The 17,770-nt window shown below is 40.4% G+C and carries 8 protein-coding genes; 7 read left to right on the top strand and 1 reads right to left on the bottom strand.

The features are described from left to right. The first annotated feature begins 5 nt into the window (after positions 1–5). From ACGHVY_RS12975 to ACGHVY_RS12945, 7 genes are all read left to right on the top strand, one after another. Positions 6–1,424 carry an alpha-L-fucosidase gene (locus tag ACGHVY_RS12975; RefSeq protein WP_390599404.1) on the top strand — a complete coding sequence of 473 codons (1,419 nt, stop codon included), beginning with the start codon at positions 6–8 and terminating at the stop codon, positions 1,422–1,424. Positions 1,425–1,461: 37 nt separating this feature from the next. Next, positions 1,462–4,704, top strand: a complete 3,243-nt coding sequence (locus ACGHVY_RS12970) for a SusC/RagA family TonB-linked outer membrane protein (RefSeq protein ID WP_390599403.1) — start codon at positions 1,462–1,464, stop codon at positions 4,702–4,704. Between the two features lie 10 nt (positions 4,705–4,714). Further along, the gene (locus ACGHVY_RS12965; RefSeq protein WP_390599402.1) at positions 4,715–6,487 is read left to right on the top strand and encodes a RagB/SusD family nutrient uptake outer membrane protein; all 1,773 of its coding nucleotides are present in this window, start codon (positions 4,715–4,717) and stop codon (positions 6,485–6,487) included. Positions 6,488–6,511: 24 nt separating this feature from the next. Then, positions 6,512–9,493 (top strand): SusC/RagA family TonB-linked outer membrane protein, encoded by a 2,982-nt coding sequence (locus tag ACGHVY_RS12960; protein WP_390599400.1) that lies wholly within the window; start codon positions 6,512–6,514, stop codon positions 9,491–9,493. Between the two features lie 12 nt (positions 9,494–9,505). Next, a complete protein-coding gene (locus ACGHVY_RS12955) occupies positions 9,506–11,194 on the top strand; it encodes a RagB/SusD family nutrient uptake outer membrane protein (protein ID WP_390599399.1) in 1,689 nt (562 codons plus the stop codon). A 16-nt stretch (positions 11,195–11,210) separates the two neighbouring features. Beyond that, positions 11,211–13,334, top strand: coding sequence for a heparin-sulfate lyase HepC (gene hepC / locus ACGHVY_RS12950; RefSeq protein WP_390599398.1), 2,124 nt, complete (start codon positions 11,211–11,213; stop codon positions 13,332–13,334). Positions 13,335–13,566: 232 nt separating this feature from the next. Beyond that, complete coding sequence (locus tag ACGHVY_RS12945; protein WP_390599397.1) at positions 13,567–15,927, top strand: PDZ domain-containing protein; 2,361 nt, start codon at positions 13,567–13,569, stop codon at positions 15,925–15,927. Positions 15,928–16,004: 77 nt separating this feature from the next. Here ACGHVY_RS12945 and ACGHVY_RS12940 read toward each other — a convergent pair whose 3' ends face one another. Then, a complete protein-coding gene (locus tag ACGHVY_RS12940) occupies positions 16,005–17,717 on the bottom strand; it encodes an ISL3 family transposase (protein WP_390599396.1) in 1,713 nt (570 codons plus the stop codon). Between the last annotated feature and the right edge of the window lie 53 nt (positions 17,718–17,770).

The following is a 17,770-nucleotide window of genomic DNA, read 5'->3' as shown; positions in this document are numbered from 1 at the left end:
TAAGTATGAGAAAAATGAAAAACATGAAAGTGGTATTGTCTGCTTTGTTCGGACTCTCTTTTTCCTGGAATGTATGTGCACAGCAAAGTGATATTAAAGATCAGGGGTATGTGCACAAATCATCCACCTCTTATGAATATCCGACAGATCCGGCAGTACTGCAGAAATTAGACCAATGGCGAGACTTGAAATTCGGTGTACTGTTCCACTGGGGACTTTATTCCGTACCGGGTACTTTCGAGTCGTGGCTGTTGTGTTCGGAAGAAAAATTTATTCCGCGCCGCACTAAAATCTTCGGTGATATGCCTTATGATGATTTCAAAAAATGGTATTGGGGATTAAGCGAATCTTTCAATCCCACCAAGTTTGCTCCGGAAGTATGGGCAGACATTATGAAAGATGCCGGCATGAAATATATGATTTTCACTACCAAACATCACGACGGCTTTTGTATGTTTGACACGAAGGAAACTGATTTCTCGATAACTAAAGGGCCATTTAGAAACAATCCTTTAAAAGATGTGACCTATCAAGTGTTTGATGCTTTCCGTCAGAAAGACTTTATGATAGGTGCTTACTTCTCCAAGCCCGATTGGCATTGCAATGATTACTGGAGTAAAGACAGGGCAACGCCCACCCGGAATGTGAATTATGACATCAAGCTGAATCCGGATAAATGGAAACGTTTTCAAGGATATACGGCTAATCAAATCAATGAACTCATGACACGTTATGGTCGGGTAGACCTTCTTTGGCTGGACGGGGGCTGGGTAAGGGCTCCCAAGGAAGACATCAAGATGGATCAAATCATAGATAAGGCACGCGAATACCAACCCGGATTGATAGCGGTAGACCGGACTGTGCCCGGACGGAACGAAAATTACCAAACGCCGGAACTGACTATTCCCAAGCAGCAACTGGATCATCCTTGGGAAAGTTGCATCACACTGACCAATCATTGGGGATGGTGGAAAGACGCTCCTTACAAATCGGCAGCTCAAGTAATCAATATTCTCACGGAGATTGTGGCTAAAGGCGGTTCTTTGGTTTTGGGTGTGGGGCCTACGCCGGAAGGCACTATCGAGGAAGAGGGAATACGGCGCTTGAAAGAGATAGGTCAATGGCTGAAAATAAATGGTGAAGCAATCTACAACACACGCACTACTCCTGTCTATCAAAGTGAGAATGTCTGGTTCACGGCTAATAAAGATGGAAAGACGCTGTATGCTATCTATGCACTACCGGACAATGTGGAATTGCCGCAGGAAATTGTATGGGAAGGAAATGAACCTGCCGGCAAGATGGTATTGCTTCAAACAGGTCGTAGCGTGAAGTATCGGACGAAAGATGGCAAAGTGACAGTAACTCTGCCGAAAGGATTGAAAAATGAATCGCTGGTTTTCAAATTTAAGCAGAAATTATAATGATGCTTTTTGTTTAACTATTTAATATTATCAAAGTATGAAAAACATCTTAACAGGTCGCATGCGGAAGGTTTTATTTATCGCCGTATGTATCAGGTCGTCTTTGTGGGGCGAGATTTGTTATTCCGCAGAGACGAGTAGGATTTGGTCGGGCAGTGACGCCGACAAAGAGTGGGTCAGTTCCGGTTTACAACAGAACAATAGTATAAAAGTAACAGGGGTTGTTACGAGTGAGGGTGGCGAACCTATTATTGGTGCTACTGTACAAGTGAAAGGGACTTCCACAGGAGTTATCACAGATATTGACGGCCGTTATACAATTACGGTACCTGATGGAAATTCAATTTTATCGGTTTCATTTATTGGCTACCAGTCACAAGAAATAAAGGTGAACTCCCGAAGGGGGATTAATGTACGTTTGCAGGAAAATGTACAAAGTCTGGATGAAGTAATGGTTGTTGCATACGGTGTGCAGAAAAAGGCGACATTGACCGGTGCTATATCAAGTGTCGGTACGGAGGCTTTACTGAAATCACCCAGTGCCAGTGTTACCAACTCTTTGGCAGGGCAGTTGTCCGGAGTTTCTTCCATGCAGGCAAGTGGACAACCGGGAGCTGACAATGCGAAAATCTTTGTACGTGGTGTGGGCTCATTGACGGAAGGGGGAGCTGCTCCGCTTATTCTCGTGGATGGCGTGGAGCGTTCTTTTTATCAAATGGATCCTAATGAAATAGAATCTATTAATGTTTTAAAAGATGCTTCGGCTACGGCTGTATTTGGTGTGCGCGGTGCAAACGGAGTCATATTGGTCACTACCCGCCGGGGGGAAGAAGGAAAGGCTAAAATCTCGATTAGTTCGAATGTCGGCATCCAGATGCCTACCCGTATACTAGATGTGGCAGACAGTTATACAACCGCTTCTTTATTCAGAGAGGCACAACGTAATGACGGAGTTGCAGATGACCAGCTAGCTTTCTCGGAGTATGATATGGAACGTTTTCGTTTGGGGGATTCCCCTATTCTATATCCCAATGTGAACTGGTATGATTATTTGATGAATAAGGCTGCTGTTCAAACCCAACATAATGTAAGCATTTCCGGAGGAACAAAAGATATCCGTTATTTTGTATCGTTAGGTTTTTTGTTTCAGAACGGTTTATTTAAACAACTGGATGGGCTTGATTATGATAACAATTACAGCTATACCCGTTATAACTATCGTGCCAACCTTGATGTAAACCTCACACGTACTACTACGTTAAAGTTCGGCATGGGCGGAATTGTAGGCAACCAGCGTGACCCGGGAGGCAGTGGTAATGTATGGAAACAGCTTACGTGGTCGTTGCCATTCTCATCTCCGGGAATTGTCGACGGGAAAAAAGTGGTGACACAGAGTACACGTTTTCCCGGAGTTAAAATGGAGAATCAAGTAATTGATAAGTTTTATGGTTATGGTTATGACCGCAAAGTCTCGAATAATATGACATTCGATTTGAACTTGTCGCAAAATCTGGATTTTATAACCAAGGGGCTTTCTATTGAAGTGAAAGGGGCATATAATACAGATTACTCTTACATTAAAACCGTACGGGGACATGTGGAAACATATATTCCTTTTTATAAATCCGAAATAGACGGATCGGGACTTGATGTCGAAGACTCTGATTTTGATAAGAGCCTTGTGTATCGGATAACGGGGGAAAATATGATGAAAACTTATGGAACCGGTGATAAAAAACGTGCCCGTGACTGGTATGTGGAAGGAAGTATTCGTTATAATCGCAAATTCGGAGAACATAATGTCGGTGCCTTATTACTGTACAACCAAAGTAAAAAGTACTATCCTAATTATCCTGATAAGTTTTGGGATGTCCCGACTGCTTATGTTGGCTTGGTAGGTCGTTTGACTTATGATTATAAGTCGAAATATATAGCAGAATTTAATATTGGCTATAATGGTTCCGAGAACTTTGCGCCGGATAAACGTTTTGGTACATTCCCTGCAGGTTCTATAGGCTATGTTATAACAGAAGAGAAATTCATTCCCAAAAATGATTTCTTAACCTATCTGAAAGTGCGTGCTTCTGTTGGATTGGTCGGTAATGACAACATGTCCAGTAACCGCTTCCTTTATTTGCCTGACTCTTATTCAATAAACAATTCCGATTGGCTTCAAAAAGCCTACCAGGATAAGAACGGGTATATTTTCGGATTGACAAATACAGCCTATCAGACGGCAGCGAAAGAGCTTATGCTGGGAAATTCGAATGTAACCTGGGAAACTGCCTTAAAGCAGAATTACGGTATAGATGCTTATTTCTTCAGCGACCGTTTGAAGTTGACAGTTGATTACTTCCGGGAAAATCGTCGTGATATTCTGATACAGCGTAGTACCGTTCCTTCCTTGATTGCAATGAATGGCATATTACCTGTGGTTAACATGGGTAAAGTAAATAATCAAGGATATGAAGTTGATTTAAAATGGAATGATCGTATTAAGGACTTTTCATATTATATAAATACAAATGTCTCTTATTCTAAAAATAAGATTATTTATCAGGATGAAGTAGAACCGAACGAACCTTATATGTGGCGTACCGGACATGAAGTGGGAGCCCGTTTCGGATATTTGGCACAAGGGTTCTATAATGAGGATGACTTTGATGCGGATGGTAATGTTCGTGCGGATCTGCCTCAACCGCAAGGGAAAAAGTACCCCGGTGATATTAAGTTTGCAGATTTGAACGGTGATAATATAATTGATAATGACGACCAGACCAAGATAGGAACCCCCAAACGCCCGGCTTATACGTTCGGCTTAAATTGGGGTGGAGAATATAAAGGTTTTTTTGCTTCCATGAACTGGACGGGAGTAGCCCAGTGTGATATTGAAATGGCGAATGCTTATAAACGTCCTTTTTATGAGGGGCAAGTACTTTATCAATATATGGCTGACGGGCGTTGGACACCTGAAACGGCAGCAACGGCTGTGTATCCCCGTTTGTCCGTCGCAAGTTCGACTAATCAGGAGACGTCGAGCGTATGGCTGAAAGATGCCTCATACATCAAATTGAAAAATCTGACGATTGGATATAATATTACTCAGCAGAAGATTTTAAAAGCTATCGGTGCCTCTAAGTTGACGGTTCAATTTACAGGCTATAATCTCTTGACATTTGACAAATTGAAAGTTTTTGATCCCGAAGGAGAATTGACACGTGATACGAATACATATCCTATTATGAAAATCTTCAGTTTGGGAGTGAATGTAACTTTTTAAAATGATTATTATGAAAAACAAAAGTTTAATTATTTTGGGCGGATTTTTGGCTAGCTTATTCATTGGATGTGAAGACCTGAAGTTCGGTGATAATTTCTTGGAGAAGCCTAATAGTGACGATGTGTCTATTGATACGGTGTTTTCTTCCAAAAAATATGCGGATCAAGCTATGAACCAGTTTTATAAGAGTTTGTGGGATTTTATGCCTACCTTGAGGGGGTGCCATCCTGAGGGACTTATTTTGGATGGATATACTGATATGGGGTATGCACAAGTAATCTCATGGACACGCGGAGACTTTAATTCTTCTTCCAGTTGTATCAATTTTCCTTATTTCCCTTTTCATTCACAGATTACTGAAGTGACTGGAAATCCCTCTTTTGGTATAAGGAAGGCTTATATCTATATTGAGAATGTAGATAAAGTTCCCGATATGACTGATGACGAAAAGCGTATTCGAAAAGCGGAAGCTAAAGTAGTTATCGCTTTTCACTATACTCAAATGATTCGTTTCTATGGTGGCATGCCTTGGATAGACCACGCGTATGCGGCAGATGAGATTTTCCAGTTTCCTCGTCTGACGTTGGAAGAAACAGTCAATAAAACAGTTGCGTTGTTGGATGAGGCGGCAGCCGATCTGCCTTGGTCTACCACCGCTGAAGAATATGGACATATGACAGCAGCCGCTGCTAAAGCGTTGAAGTTTCGTTTACTCTTGTTTGTCGCCAGTCCACTATTTAACAATAAAGCACCCTATTATGACGGACAAGCGGCTACTGAACTTCTGACTTGGTATGGAAATCAGTCGGATAGTCGTTGGGAGGCTGCTTTGGAGGCAGGAAGGGAGTTCTTACGTTTGAACAAGCAGAATGGTGATTATTATAGGATTGAAAATACCGGGAATCCCAGAGAGGACTATGTAAACGGCTATTTTACGAAAGGCAATCAGGAGGTTGTGATGGCTTCTTTCCGTTGGGGAACCTATGATGGCGTAGATAAACCGTTCCGTATGTATGAATCCGGTTATGGTATCCCGCGTGGAAATTATGCGGACATGTTCCAATGGAAGGATGGTTCTACGTTCGACTGGAATAATCCGACACATCGTGCACATCCGTTTTTTGATGAAAAAGGGCAGCCGAACCGTGACGTACGTTTATATGAAAACTTGCTTGTAAATGGTGATAAATGGCAAGGACGGACAGCAGAAGTTTATAAAGGCGGACGCGAAGGATATGGTTCGGGAAGTTCTGTGCAGAAGAAAACACAGTTTGGCTATGGATTCCGCAAGTTTATTCGTGACAAGAAGAATGAGATGAAAGGCAAGCCTTATTCTTGTCCTATGATTCGTATGCCAGAGATTTATTTAAGTATAGCCGAAGCTATGAACCAATTGGGAAAGGCTAACGTGCCCGATGAATTTGAGAAAACTGCTTATGATTATCTGAACCTCGTGCACGAACGTGCAGGGTTGCCGGCAGTAACTTCCGCTAAAGTGCCGCAAGGTGATGCCTTGCTGAACTATTTATTGGATGAGCGTGCCCGTGAATTCGGACAGGAAGATGTCCGCTACTTTGATATGATACGTCATAAAAAAAGTGCGGAATGGGCTACACGTCCTATGGAAATGCTGGAAACGACGAAGGTCGGAAGTAGTTTCGAGTATGTAGTGAGTACGCGTGACGATATTAAATATTATTGGAATGAATACTGGTATTTATTGCCATTTCCTGTAAGCGAAATCAATAAGAAATATGGATTGATTCAAAATCCCGGCTGGTAATAAGATTAATTAAACGATTTGATTATGAATAAATTATTATTTACGATAGGCTTGTTATTCATCTCTTCGGTAAGTCTGGTGGCGCAGGAGATAATGAATGGCATTGTGAAAGATGGCTCCGGTAAACCTCTTTCGGGTGTAAGGGTATCAAAGGTAGGAGAATACAGAAATAACAATGTCACTGATGAAGACGGTTTGTTTTCACTCCTGTTGAAGAAAGGTGATTATATTGAACTAAATTATGCAGATATAGCAACCAAACGGATTAAAATCACAGAGGATACTCTGAATTTGGTGTTTGATATCAAGAAAGATGCGGTTGTTGATTTGGGATTTCTGAAGCGGACAGAAGGCACTCAAACCCAGTCTGTGACTGCTATTTATGCTGACTTGCTGGAAAAGAACGCGACTTCTCCCGACCGGGTGAATAACGCACTTTTCGGATTGATATCAGGGCTTCATCTGACTCAAACGGTTGGTTGGGATGCTAATGCCGGCATGAATATACGTGGTCGTGGTGGTTTGGGTAGCGGAGCTCCCTTGGTTTTGGTGGATGGATTTGAACGGGGACTGACTAATATGACAATAGAAGAAATAGAATCCGTCCAAGTCTTGAAAGATGGTGCTGCTACGGCTTTGATGGGTGCCAGAGGGGCTAATGGAGTAATCTTGGTGAATACAAAAAGAGGTATTTATAATTCGTTTGATGTAGATGTGAACTATCGTCATGGTTTCGATTTTCCTGTCAATCGGCCGGAAATGGCAGATGCTTATACATACGCTATGGCGCAGAACGAAGCGCTGTATTATGATGGCTTGCCGTTGCAATACACGAAAAGGGATTTGGAACGGTTTAAGGATGGTACAAACCCGAATTTTTATCCAAACGTTAACTGGTATGAAGAGGGTACAAGGAACTTCAGCGAAAACAATCAGTTTAACGTAATGATGCGTGGTGGCGGAAAAAGAGTACGCTATATGGCATTGTTGGATTATAAGAATAAGTTTGGTTTGTTGAATGAAGATTATACTCACTATTCAGACCGTTATAATTCTCAAATACGGACTTATGAGCTAGGGCTGCGTATGAATTTGGATGTGGATATCACTTCCAGCACCCAGATGAAGTTTGGCTTATATGGCATTATTGGAGAAGATAAGCGACCGAATACGGCTATTAATACAATCTTCCAGAATTTTTATAAGGTACCTGCAGCTGCATTTCCGGTGAAGACATTGAATGATAATTGGGGGAGTAACACTCTGTTTAAGATGAATCCGATTGCGGCTATTGCAGATGTGGGATATGTACAGGAAAATCGTCGCATGTTGGAAACGGATATGCGAATTACTCAAGATTTCTCTATGTTCCTGAAAGGGTTGAGTGCGGAAGTGGCTGTCGCTTATGATAATACCGCCACTTTTCAGGATATAGGTAGTAAGACTTATAAGTATGAAGTCGGTTATCTGTCGGAAGAGGGACTCCCGGTAAGTGAAACTTATGGTACGGATAGCAAGGTGCAGATAACCAAGTCTGTATTGTCTGACCAATTGATACGTGCCAGCGTTGAGGCTAAATTGAATTATGACTACACATTCGGTAAGCATCAATTGTCGGCTTCGGCTGTCTATCGGCAGGATATGAAAGAACCGTTAGAAAATAACGCCTCTTACTATCGGCAGAATGTCATGGGATTTGTCGGTTATAATTATGACAACCGTTATATGGTAGATGTTGTCGGCAACTATTATGGTACAAGTGTTCTGTTGAAAGGTGATAAGTTCCGTTTCTATCCGGCTGTTTCTGCCGGTTGGAATTTGGCTAACGAAGATTTCCTGAAAGGGGCTTCTAATCTGGACTTGTTGAAACTTCGGGCTTCATGGGGACGTTCTGCGGTAGATGAACTTGATTATGGATTGGGGAATTATTTCTGGACAGGGGGTACAGGATATCCTTTTGGAGATGGTATGACTGTAGTCAATGGTTTGAAAGAACAAAGGTTACCTGTATATGGCCTGAATCTGGAGACTGCAGACAAATATAATGTGGGGGTAGACCTGCGTTTATGGAAGAACTTCACAGCAACGGTAGAGGTGTACTATGACCATCGTACTAATATTTTAGTTGCTAATAATAATGTGTCCGGCATACTAGGCATCGACCCGTCGAAAGCCTGCATAGGTGAAGTAAAGAGCCGTGGTGTAGAATTGAGTTTGGGATGGAGTGGACAACATAAGGACTTCAATTATTTTGTAAATGCGAATTGGGCATTGAACGATAGTGAGATTGTTGAAAACGGACAGGTCTATCAGCCTTACGACTATTTATATACACGCGGACATAAAGTCGGGCAGTTGTTTGGATTGGAAGCCGTTGGTTATTTCCGTGATGAGGAGGATATTGCCAAGAGTCCGGAACAAACATTTTCGGTGGTTCGTCCGGGAGATGTGAAATATAAAGACCAGAATGGAGATGGAAGGATAGATAGTGAGGATAGGATAGCAATCGGCAAGTCTACAGCGGTGCCTGAAATGGTGTTCGGATTGAATCTGGGTTTTGAATATAAGGGCTTTGGAATAGATATGGTCTTTAATGGAGTGAGTGGACTGACCAAACAATTGAATGTGGCAAATGTACATCAGCCCTTACGTAATGGCAATACCAATATCGCGACTTGGTATTTGAAAGATAAGATTCGTTGGACAGAAGCTATGAAAGATGTCGCCAATGTACCCCGTCTTTCTACATTGTCAAATGAAAATAATTATCAGACTAGTACACAATGGATTGAAGATGGTTCATTCTTGAAATTACGTAATCTGAATGTCTATTATAATCTGCCGCAGAAATGGGTGAAAAAGATAAAATTGGATAAACTTCAGATTTATGCTAAGGCACAGAATGTATTTTCTATAGATAAGATTGATTATTTCAATTGTGAAGATCTGACATTGGGGTATCCGGATTTATTCTCTGTATGTCTGGGTCTGAATATTAACTTTTAAATAAAGATAGTTATGCGAAATATAAAGAACTATGTAGTAGCGGCTTTCGCTCTGTTTTTATTGGACGGATGTGATTTTCTTGATTACGATGAAACTAGCGGGAAAACCAAGGAAGAAGCCTACAGTTATTTTAATAATATGAACTCATCGGTAGCTTATATATACAGTTTCTTGCCGACTGATTTTGGGAGGGTGAGTGATGCGATGATGGAATCTGCTACCGATAACTCTGTTTATACTTGGGAAAATAATAGTATCTATTATATAATCAATGGTATTTGGAGCCCGCTAAAGCGTGTCGATGATGGCTGGAGTTTTTGGAACGGAGTTCGTAGCGCCAATTTATTCCTGGAAAATTTTGATCCGAAAGTGCTTGAACGTTTTCAGTATAATGAAGATTATGATGAAATGATAGACAAGGCTTCTAAATTTTCTTTGGAAGTCCGTTTCTTGCGTGCGTTTTATTTATTCGAACTGGCTAAGCGCTATGGGGATATTCCTTTGATAACACGTACTTATACGCAGGAGGAGATTAATTCTGTACGAAAGACTTCATTTGCGGATGTGATAGATTTCATAGCAAAGGAATGTACGGAGATAACCCGGGAAGGAGAACTGCCGGAAGATGGTGTCAGAGGTGAGACAGGTCGGGTGACCAAAGGCGCGGCACTGGCTTTAAAATCAAGGGCTTTACTGTATGCGGCGAGTGATTTGCACAACCCCGGTCATGATTTGACAAAGTGGGAAGCGGCAGCTAAGGCGGCTTATGAGGTTATAAAAATGAATAAATATCAATTGCCTAAAGTTTCTACTGACCCGTTGTATTCGGATTTTGGGGGGAATGAGGTCTTGAAGTCCAAACAGTTGATTTTTGAGTGTCGTGCCATTGAAACTACCAGTGATTTTGAATCACGCAATGAACCGATGGGATATGAAGGTGCGGAAGGAGGAAATACGCCTACACAGAATTTGGTAGATGCTTATGAAATGAAGGACGGAACTCCTTTTGACTGGAATAATCCTACTCATGTGGCAAATATGTATTATGATGCTTCCAATAAGGAAACACGCGATCTGCGTTTATACAAAAACGTACTGACTAACGGTTCTATATGGCAGAAACAAAAGGTGGAGACTTTCGAAGGTGGCAAAAACAAGATCTTGGATGGTTCAACGAAAACAGGATATTATCTGCGTAAATATATGAATCCGTCCGTATCACTTGACCCGGACAAACCGAATAAACTGTATCATCACTATGTCTTGTTCCGTTATGCCGAGATATTGTTGAATTATGCGGAGGCTATGAATGAGTGGAAAGGTCCGGATGCTACGGCAGAAGGATGTCCATTGACGGCACGTGCAGCCTTGAATCAGGTTCGTGACTGCGCTGATATGAAACATGTGACTGAAAATGGAGCGGACTTTACAGCAAAGGTTCGCAACGAACGCCGTATTGAGCTGGCTTTTGAAGGACATCGCTTCTATGATATTCGCCGTTGGAGGATAGCAGGGTTGGATGAAGTCAGAAATCTTTATGGAGTAAAGATAACAAAGAGCGGCACTTCCCTCTCTTATGAAAAGGTGTTGTTACAGCAAATGTACTGGAATGATAAGATGTATTTATTCCCTTATCCCCAGAATGAAATTTATATGAATCCGGATTTGGGGCAAAACCCGGGATGGAGTAATGGTAATTAATTAAATTTGAAACAATATGAATTCAAAAATATTTAGTTTGCTTTTTTTGCTGGCTCTGTTCATGACTGCCTGCAATGATGATAAGATTATTTTCTTTGAGAATCATGTCAAGGAAGAGGATAATGGTGGAAGTGAAACAACAGTTCCGAGACTTTTTGAAGTAATCAATCTTGATTATCCCGGTTTGGAAAAAGTGAAAGCATATTATGATAAGAAAGATTACGTCTCGGCTACTTCCGAATTGTTGGAATACTACCGGAATAGAGAGGATGTTACCAATCCTAATATAAATCTGGGTCAGACTTCTATTGGCGATTTCAATAAAAATATTGCTGACCAGGCTTTAGAATATCGTTTTTATATAAAAGATAAATATGAGTCTAAAGATGCATCTGGGAAAGAAACGTATGTCCTGTTTAAACAAGATGATGAAATAAACTGGAATTATGTCCCTGAACAGTACAAGGGAGATGCTGAATTTGTTTATCAGTTGCATCGCCATCAGTGGATGATATATCAGGCTAATGCATATACGGTTACTCATGATGAAAAATATGTCAAATCATGGATAGAGGTTTATGGCGATTGGCTGAAAACGTTTCCTTGCCCTGAAGGGAAAGTCGATAAAAACAAAAATGTGGAATGGTATGGACTTCAACCTGCTCATCGAGTACAAGCACAACTTGATATAATGTCTTATTTTATTCAATCGGAGAACTTTACTCCTGAATGGCTTTCTACATTTCTTGTTGCGCTGTCGGATGGAGTGGAATGTATTCGTAAGAATTATTATAAAGAGACTAATATTCTTATTACTCAAGTGGAGAGTGTTGTTTCTGCCGGAATATTAATGCCGGAATTTAAGAAAGCAGGAGAATGGTTGAGTGAAGGTACAGCGAAAATCACTGAACAGGTAGAATCACAATTTTTGGACGATGGGGTACATGTAGAATTAACTCCGGGCTATCATATAGAAGCTGTTTATGCTTGCAATAAGCTCTATAATATGGCACAAGTCAACAACAAAGTCGGATATTTCCCGACCAATTATGTCGGATTATTGAAGAAAGCTGCCCGTTTCGTAATGGATATTACGTATCCCGATTATTCTTTTGATAATTTTAATGATACAGGTGCCAGTTCATGGACTAAAAGTGTACTGTTAGGTAATTTCCGTAGATATATGGCCATGTTCCCTGATGATAAAGAGATAGAATGGATGGCAACTGAAGGAAGACAGGGAAAGCAACCGGAAGAATTAATCCAACTCTATAAGGATGGAGGTTATTATATGTTGCGCAGCAAGTGGACACCGGATGCAACAATGATGGTTTTGAAGAATAACAATAATCCCAAGAACTATGTGCACTGTCAGCCGGATAACGGAACCTTTAGTTTGTATCGTGACGGACGTAATTTCTTACCGGATGCAGGTTTCTTTACTTATGGAGGAGATGCTGCAAGTGATAACTTGCGTAAACAATATCGGGCAACAACCATGCATAATACCATGACTAAAAATGCAGCTACTATAGCGGATGGCTATATGAACGGAAAATTCTTGTTGCAAGAAAGCAAAGACAATATCGATGTGCTTGTAACGGAAAATAAGTCCTATGCTGACTTGACACATCGTCGTGCCGTATTCTTTGTGAACAAGACATTTTTTGTTTTGGTGGATGAGGGGTATGATGTCGGCAAAACTACTCCTACGGTTGATGTGACTTTTAATTTGGGTAATGCGAGTGATGTTGTTATTGATGACAACAGTGCAAACTTCCAATATGGTGCTTATACAAAATTTAAAGATAACAATAATATGTATTTTAAAACTTTTGTTGAAACAACTACCGGATATGCCTATAAATGGAACACTAATTACTCGTCTAGTAAGCAAAATGAGAAAACACTTCAACGCAAATGGTATAGGGTGAGTATAACCAAACCGATGGGAGGTGCGGCACGTTTTATTACAGTAATCCATCCGTTTACGAATGAGTCTGAACGTGCAAACTTGAATATTAGTGCTAAATTTACAGATAATACAGGTGCAGCTTCCGGCACATTCCATGCCGATGGTGCTTCTGTAGAAGTTTCCGTAGGTGGTACAAAGTATGATTTATCTTATAAATTAAAATAGATTTTTTTATTTTGATATTTGTATCATAGGTAAAAGTTTTGATATAGAGATGGATTTATAATTTGGCTCTTTTTTCAGGTAACTGAAATGGTATGGGATTGATTGTTTTTTGATGTCACCCCATACCATTTCTTTTATGGTACGTAAAGTTATTAAAATTTCATTTTTTGTTAATTAAGTATTTTATTTAGTCTATCTTTGTTTATACATATAGCTCAAATAATCATATCATATGAAAACACGAAGAATAAAAACAATCCTTCTTTTTTTATCAACAATGCCATTTATAGGCATTTATGCTCAATCGATATATTACGTTTCTCCTTATGCATCATCCGGTGGAGATGGCAGTCCGGCAACTCCTTTTCATATCATTCATGAAGCAGTGGGAAAAGCTCGAAAGGATAAGAACTGTACTACAATTTATTTGAGGGAAGGAAAATATATTTTAGACAAGCCCTTGGTGCTGACCTCTGATGATGGAAATGATTCAAAAGAATTGATAATAAGGAATTATCCCGGCGAGAAAGCTATAATATCGAGCGGAATTACCTTGGACTTGAAATGGGAAAAGTACAAAAATGGTATCATGCGGGCTGCTGTGAAAGGGAATCCGGTTATGGATATGCTTATCGTAAACGGAGATTTGAGGTCTATGGCGCGTTATCCTGATTATGATAGAACAGCTGTTCGTTTTAATGGTACATCTGCTTTGGCAACAGCCCCGGAACGAGTGAAAAAATGGAAGAATCCGGAAGGAGGTTACCTTCATGCCATGCATAGTCATGATTGGGGTGATTTTCATTATCGTATTACAGGTAAGAATGAAAAGGGAGAGTTGCAACTGGAAGGTGGCTGGCAGAATAACCGTCCAATGGGAATCCATCCTGAAAACAGGATGGTAGAGAATATCTTTGAAGAACTGGATGCTCCGGGAGAATGGTACTATGATAAACAAGAAGGCTGGTTGTATTATTATCCTTTGTCCGATGAAAATATAGACGAGCTGGTGTTTGAAACTCCGCAACTTAAAAACTTGATTGAAATAGCAGGAACTTCATCCCATCCGGTGAAAAACATAACCATTGAAGGAATAGAACTGACGCAAACGATACGGACATTTATGGAACATTATGAGCCTTTGCTCCGTTCGGACTGGACGATATACCGGGGAGGAGCCGTTATTTTCAGGGGAACGGAAAAATGTACCCTGCGTGATTGCTATATCCATCATGTAGGTGGAAACGGTGTCTTTTTTGATAAATATAACCGCAATTCTGCAGTGGCCGGTTCTTACCTGACTTCTATTGGAGCCAGTGCTATCTGCTTTGTCGGAGATAGGGCGGGACTACGTTCACCGAGTTTTAGGTACGGGGAATTTGTTCCTTTGGATAAAATGGATACTGTTAAAGGTTCTCAGAATGACAATCATCCTGCTTATTGTGAGGTCTATGATAATTTGATATGTACTATCGGTTTGTTTGAAAAGCAGATTACAGGAGTGGAACTTTCCATGTGCCGTAACATTACAGTAAGTCATAACAGTATTTACGATACTCCCCGTGCCGGAATTAATATCAGTGAAGGTACTTGGGGAGGACATATTATCGAATACAACGATATTTTTAACACCGTGAAAGAAACGGGCGACCATGGAACTATCAACTCTTGGGGGCGTGACCGTTTTTGGCATCCGAATTATAATGTAATGACGCAAATTACGGATGAAAACCCGGCATTGATTTTGGCAGATGTAATCGAACCTATCATTATCCGTCATAATCGGTTGCGTTGTGATAGAGGATGGGATATCGATTTGGACGATGGTTCCAGTAATTATCAAATTTACAATAATCTTTGTCTGAATGGTGGGATTAAATTGCGTGAAGGTTTTTATCGGACTGTTGAAAATAATATTATCGTTAATAATACGCTTCACCCGCATTTGTGGTTTAAAAATAGCGGAGATGTTTTTTCACGTAATATTGTAATGACCAAATATAAACCTATAAGAGTGTATGGCTGGGGAATGGAAGTAGACTATAATATCTTTACAGACAGTTTGTCGTATCTTGCAGCTCGCCAACTTGGTGGAGATGCTCATTCTATAGTAGCTGCAATCAAGTTTATAGATGCTGCGGAAGGTAATTTTAATGTAGCAGACGATTCTGAAGCGATAATGAAAGGAGGTTTCCGTAATTTTCCGATGAATAATTTTGGAGTGTTGTCTTCTCATTTGAAACAGTTGGCTGAAAGTCCTGTTATGCCCGTTCCGCTTGTGGCAGGTCATGTTACGGATATCAAGACGATGCTTTGGAAAGGAGTAACGTTTAAGAATCTGGATACATTGGAAGAACGCTCCGCTACCGGTATGGATACGGAACGGGGAGTTTATGTCGTTTCAGTAGATGCTTTGGGGAGTCCGGTCAGAGATTTTATTGCTCCGAATGACGCTATTCTTAGTGTAAATGGAAAGCCTGTCAATAATTTAGCTGATATGAAAGAGGCGTTGAAATATGTGGATACACAAAAAGAAGTCAAGTTCGTTATTTTTAGAAATCAGAAGGAACATAAAGTTGTTATTCCTCTTTGATTTTTATCTATGTCTCTTGCTTGATACTGCTATCAATATTACATAATGGTTCTTCGTCAAATTTGGTGGTACTTCTTCTATTGTGAATAAAGAATCTTCGCTCTCAGTAGTTTAATTCCTGCCCTATTGTACATCTGTCTTTTTACTGCTTTAATTTTATTCACTGTCCCCTCCAGTAATCCGTTACTGAAGGGGATATCAATAGCTGCCTGTACTGCCTCCCAATCTTTTTCAATACCATATGCAAAGTTCGTCAGTGCCATATTCCGTGTTGCCTTCGCTTTTTCAATCCACTTTCTAATATCCTTATCATAAGTGTTCCCATTAATCATATCTCTGAAATTCTGACACACGCTTAAGAGTTCTTTAATCTGTGGTGAGGATTTATACAGTTCCGCTAGTTTAGGATTATCCGATTTTCCCTTTAGAATGTATTTGCGTATCTGATTCTGTGAAACTCTCTGTGTTTTACTTCCGTTTTCAATGCTCTCATTATGCTCCTTGACTTCCTTCCTCTTTTGTTGATACATTTTTCGCAAGCTTGATGTTATCCTTCCAATAAGTGCGCCACTGATTTTACTCCCCATTTTTTGTGCCAATATTTTTCGGGTAATACAGCCCGCACTAATGATTGTAGCCAGTTCGGATACATATTTAAGAGCTGTCTTCTGTTGCTCATTCAAGTATGCCCCTATTCTCCTGTTGTGAATGAACTTATAAATGTAGCGACTTTTCTTGCCCAAATGTGTGGCTGTCTGCTCAATGGTCATCCCCTGCATTTTTAAGTTCAGGCTTTCCCTGTATATCTTCAATTTTTCTCTGTGTCGGACATCTCCCATGTTAAATATGTCCTGAAGAATTAACGAAGAAGCCGTGTCTCTGTCAGGATATTCGTACTTGAGCTTTTGCTTGGTCTGACGAATCATTTTCTCTATTTCCGGTATGATCGTGTCCGTCATATTCTTGATTAGATGGAACCGGTCGCAGATTTGTGTAACACCAGGGATTATTCTGTTTATAGCCTCTGTGAAACATCTTCCACGGTCTCTCGTTATATATTGTATTTGAGGATTCCGGATGAGCCAGTTATCAAGTGCTTCTCCGCTTCTATCCTCTAACAAAGCAATAGGTATGTGTGTCATCTGGTCTACGACCACACTCATATAATCCTTACCTTTTTTATAGGCAAAATCATCAATACCTACATAAATACTTTTATTATGCATAGGATTATGTTGCCCGCACTGTTGTAGGATGCGTAAGCAGGAAGAGCTACTGGCCGTTATATGGAACAGTTGCAAAAGAGAAGAGGCCTTTTGGGAAGTAAGTTCCAAGCTTATCGATCTGATGCGTTCCTCAACAAGATAGCTCCGTCTACCATACCGACGAGCCAGAAAAGACAACGGTTCGCAGAATATTTTTTGCGGACAAGAAACATTGTCACAATAATATTTACCAACCTTGATGACTAACTCCAAACTATGACCGTAAACTTCAAGATCCTGAATATGACGGGAGTAGTAACAGTGCAATCGGTGACTGAAATGTCCGCAATAAGGACAGGAAGCCCCCTTGCCAACCGTATGTAAAAAGACCGTCAATGAGCCAACAGCTTCAGAGATACCATCTTGTTGCAGATTATCGTAGCCAAGACTGAAGCTGAAATCATGGAATAATCCCCTATTGGTAGGAGTATTTTCTTTTTTTGATGTATATTTGTACGTTGTAGATATGGCTTGTTGTATTGTAACTCTTAATGATGTGGTGTCTTTAAAGTTACTAAAAAGCAAACATATCTACAATTTTTTTATAGGATTAAGGAAGAAGAAGAGGAAAACCATCG

Source organism: Bacteroides sp. f07, assembly GCF_042854785.1.
In the GTDB taxonomy this organism is placed as follows: domain Bacteria; phylum Bacteroidota; class Bacteroidia; order Bacteroidales; family Bacteroidaceae; genus Bacteroides.
Note: the sequence above shows the minus strand (reverse complement) of the source record. Positions and strands in the feature narration are given on the sequence as shown.

Bases quoted from the DNA above. Each gene is read 5' to 3' on its own strand.
- ACGHVY_RS12970 (WP_390599403.1), top strand. From the start codon at position 1,462: ATGAAAAACATCTTAACAGGTCGCATGCGGAAGGTTTTATTTATCGCC.
- hepC (WP_390599398.1), top strand. From the start codon at position 11,211: ATGAATTCAAAAATATTTAGTTTGCTTTTTTTGCTGGCTCTGTTCATG.
- ACGHVY_RS12965 (WP_390599402.1), top strand. From the start codon at position 4,715: ATGAAAAACAAAAGTTTAATTATTTTGGGCGGATTTTTGGCTAGCTTA.
- ACGHVY_RS12975 (WP_390599404.1), top strand. From the start codon at position 6: ATGAGAAAAATGAAAAACATGAAAGTGGTATTGTCTGCTTTGTTCGGA.
- ACGHVY_RS12945 (WP_390599397.1), top strand. From the start codon at position 13,567: ATGAAAACACGAAGAATAAAAACAATCCTTCTTTTTTTATCAACAATG.
- ACGHVY_RS12960 (WP_390599400.1), top strand. From the start codon at position 6,512: ATGAATAAATTATTATTTACGATAGGCTTGTTATTCATCTCTTCGGTA.
- ACGHVY_RS12955 (WP_390599399.1), top strand. From the start codon at position 9,506: ATGCGAAATATAAAGAACTATGTAGTAGCGGCTTTCGCTCTGTTTTTA.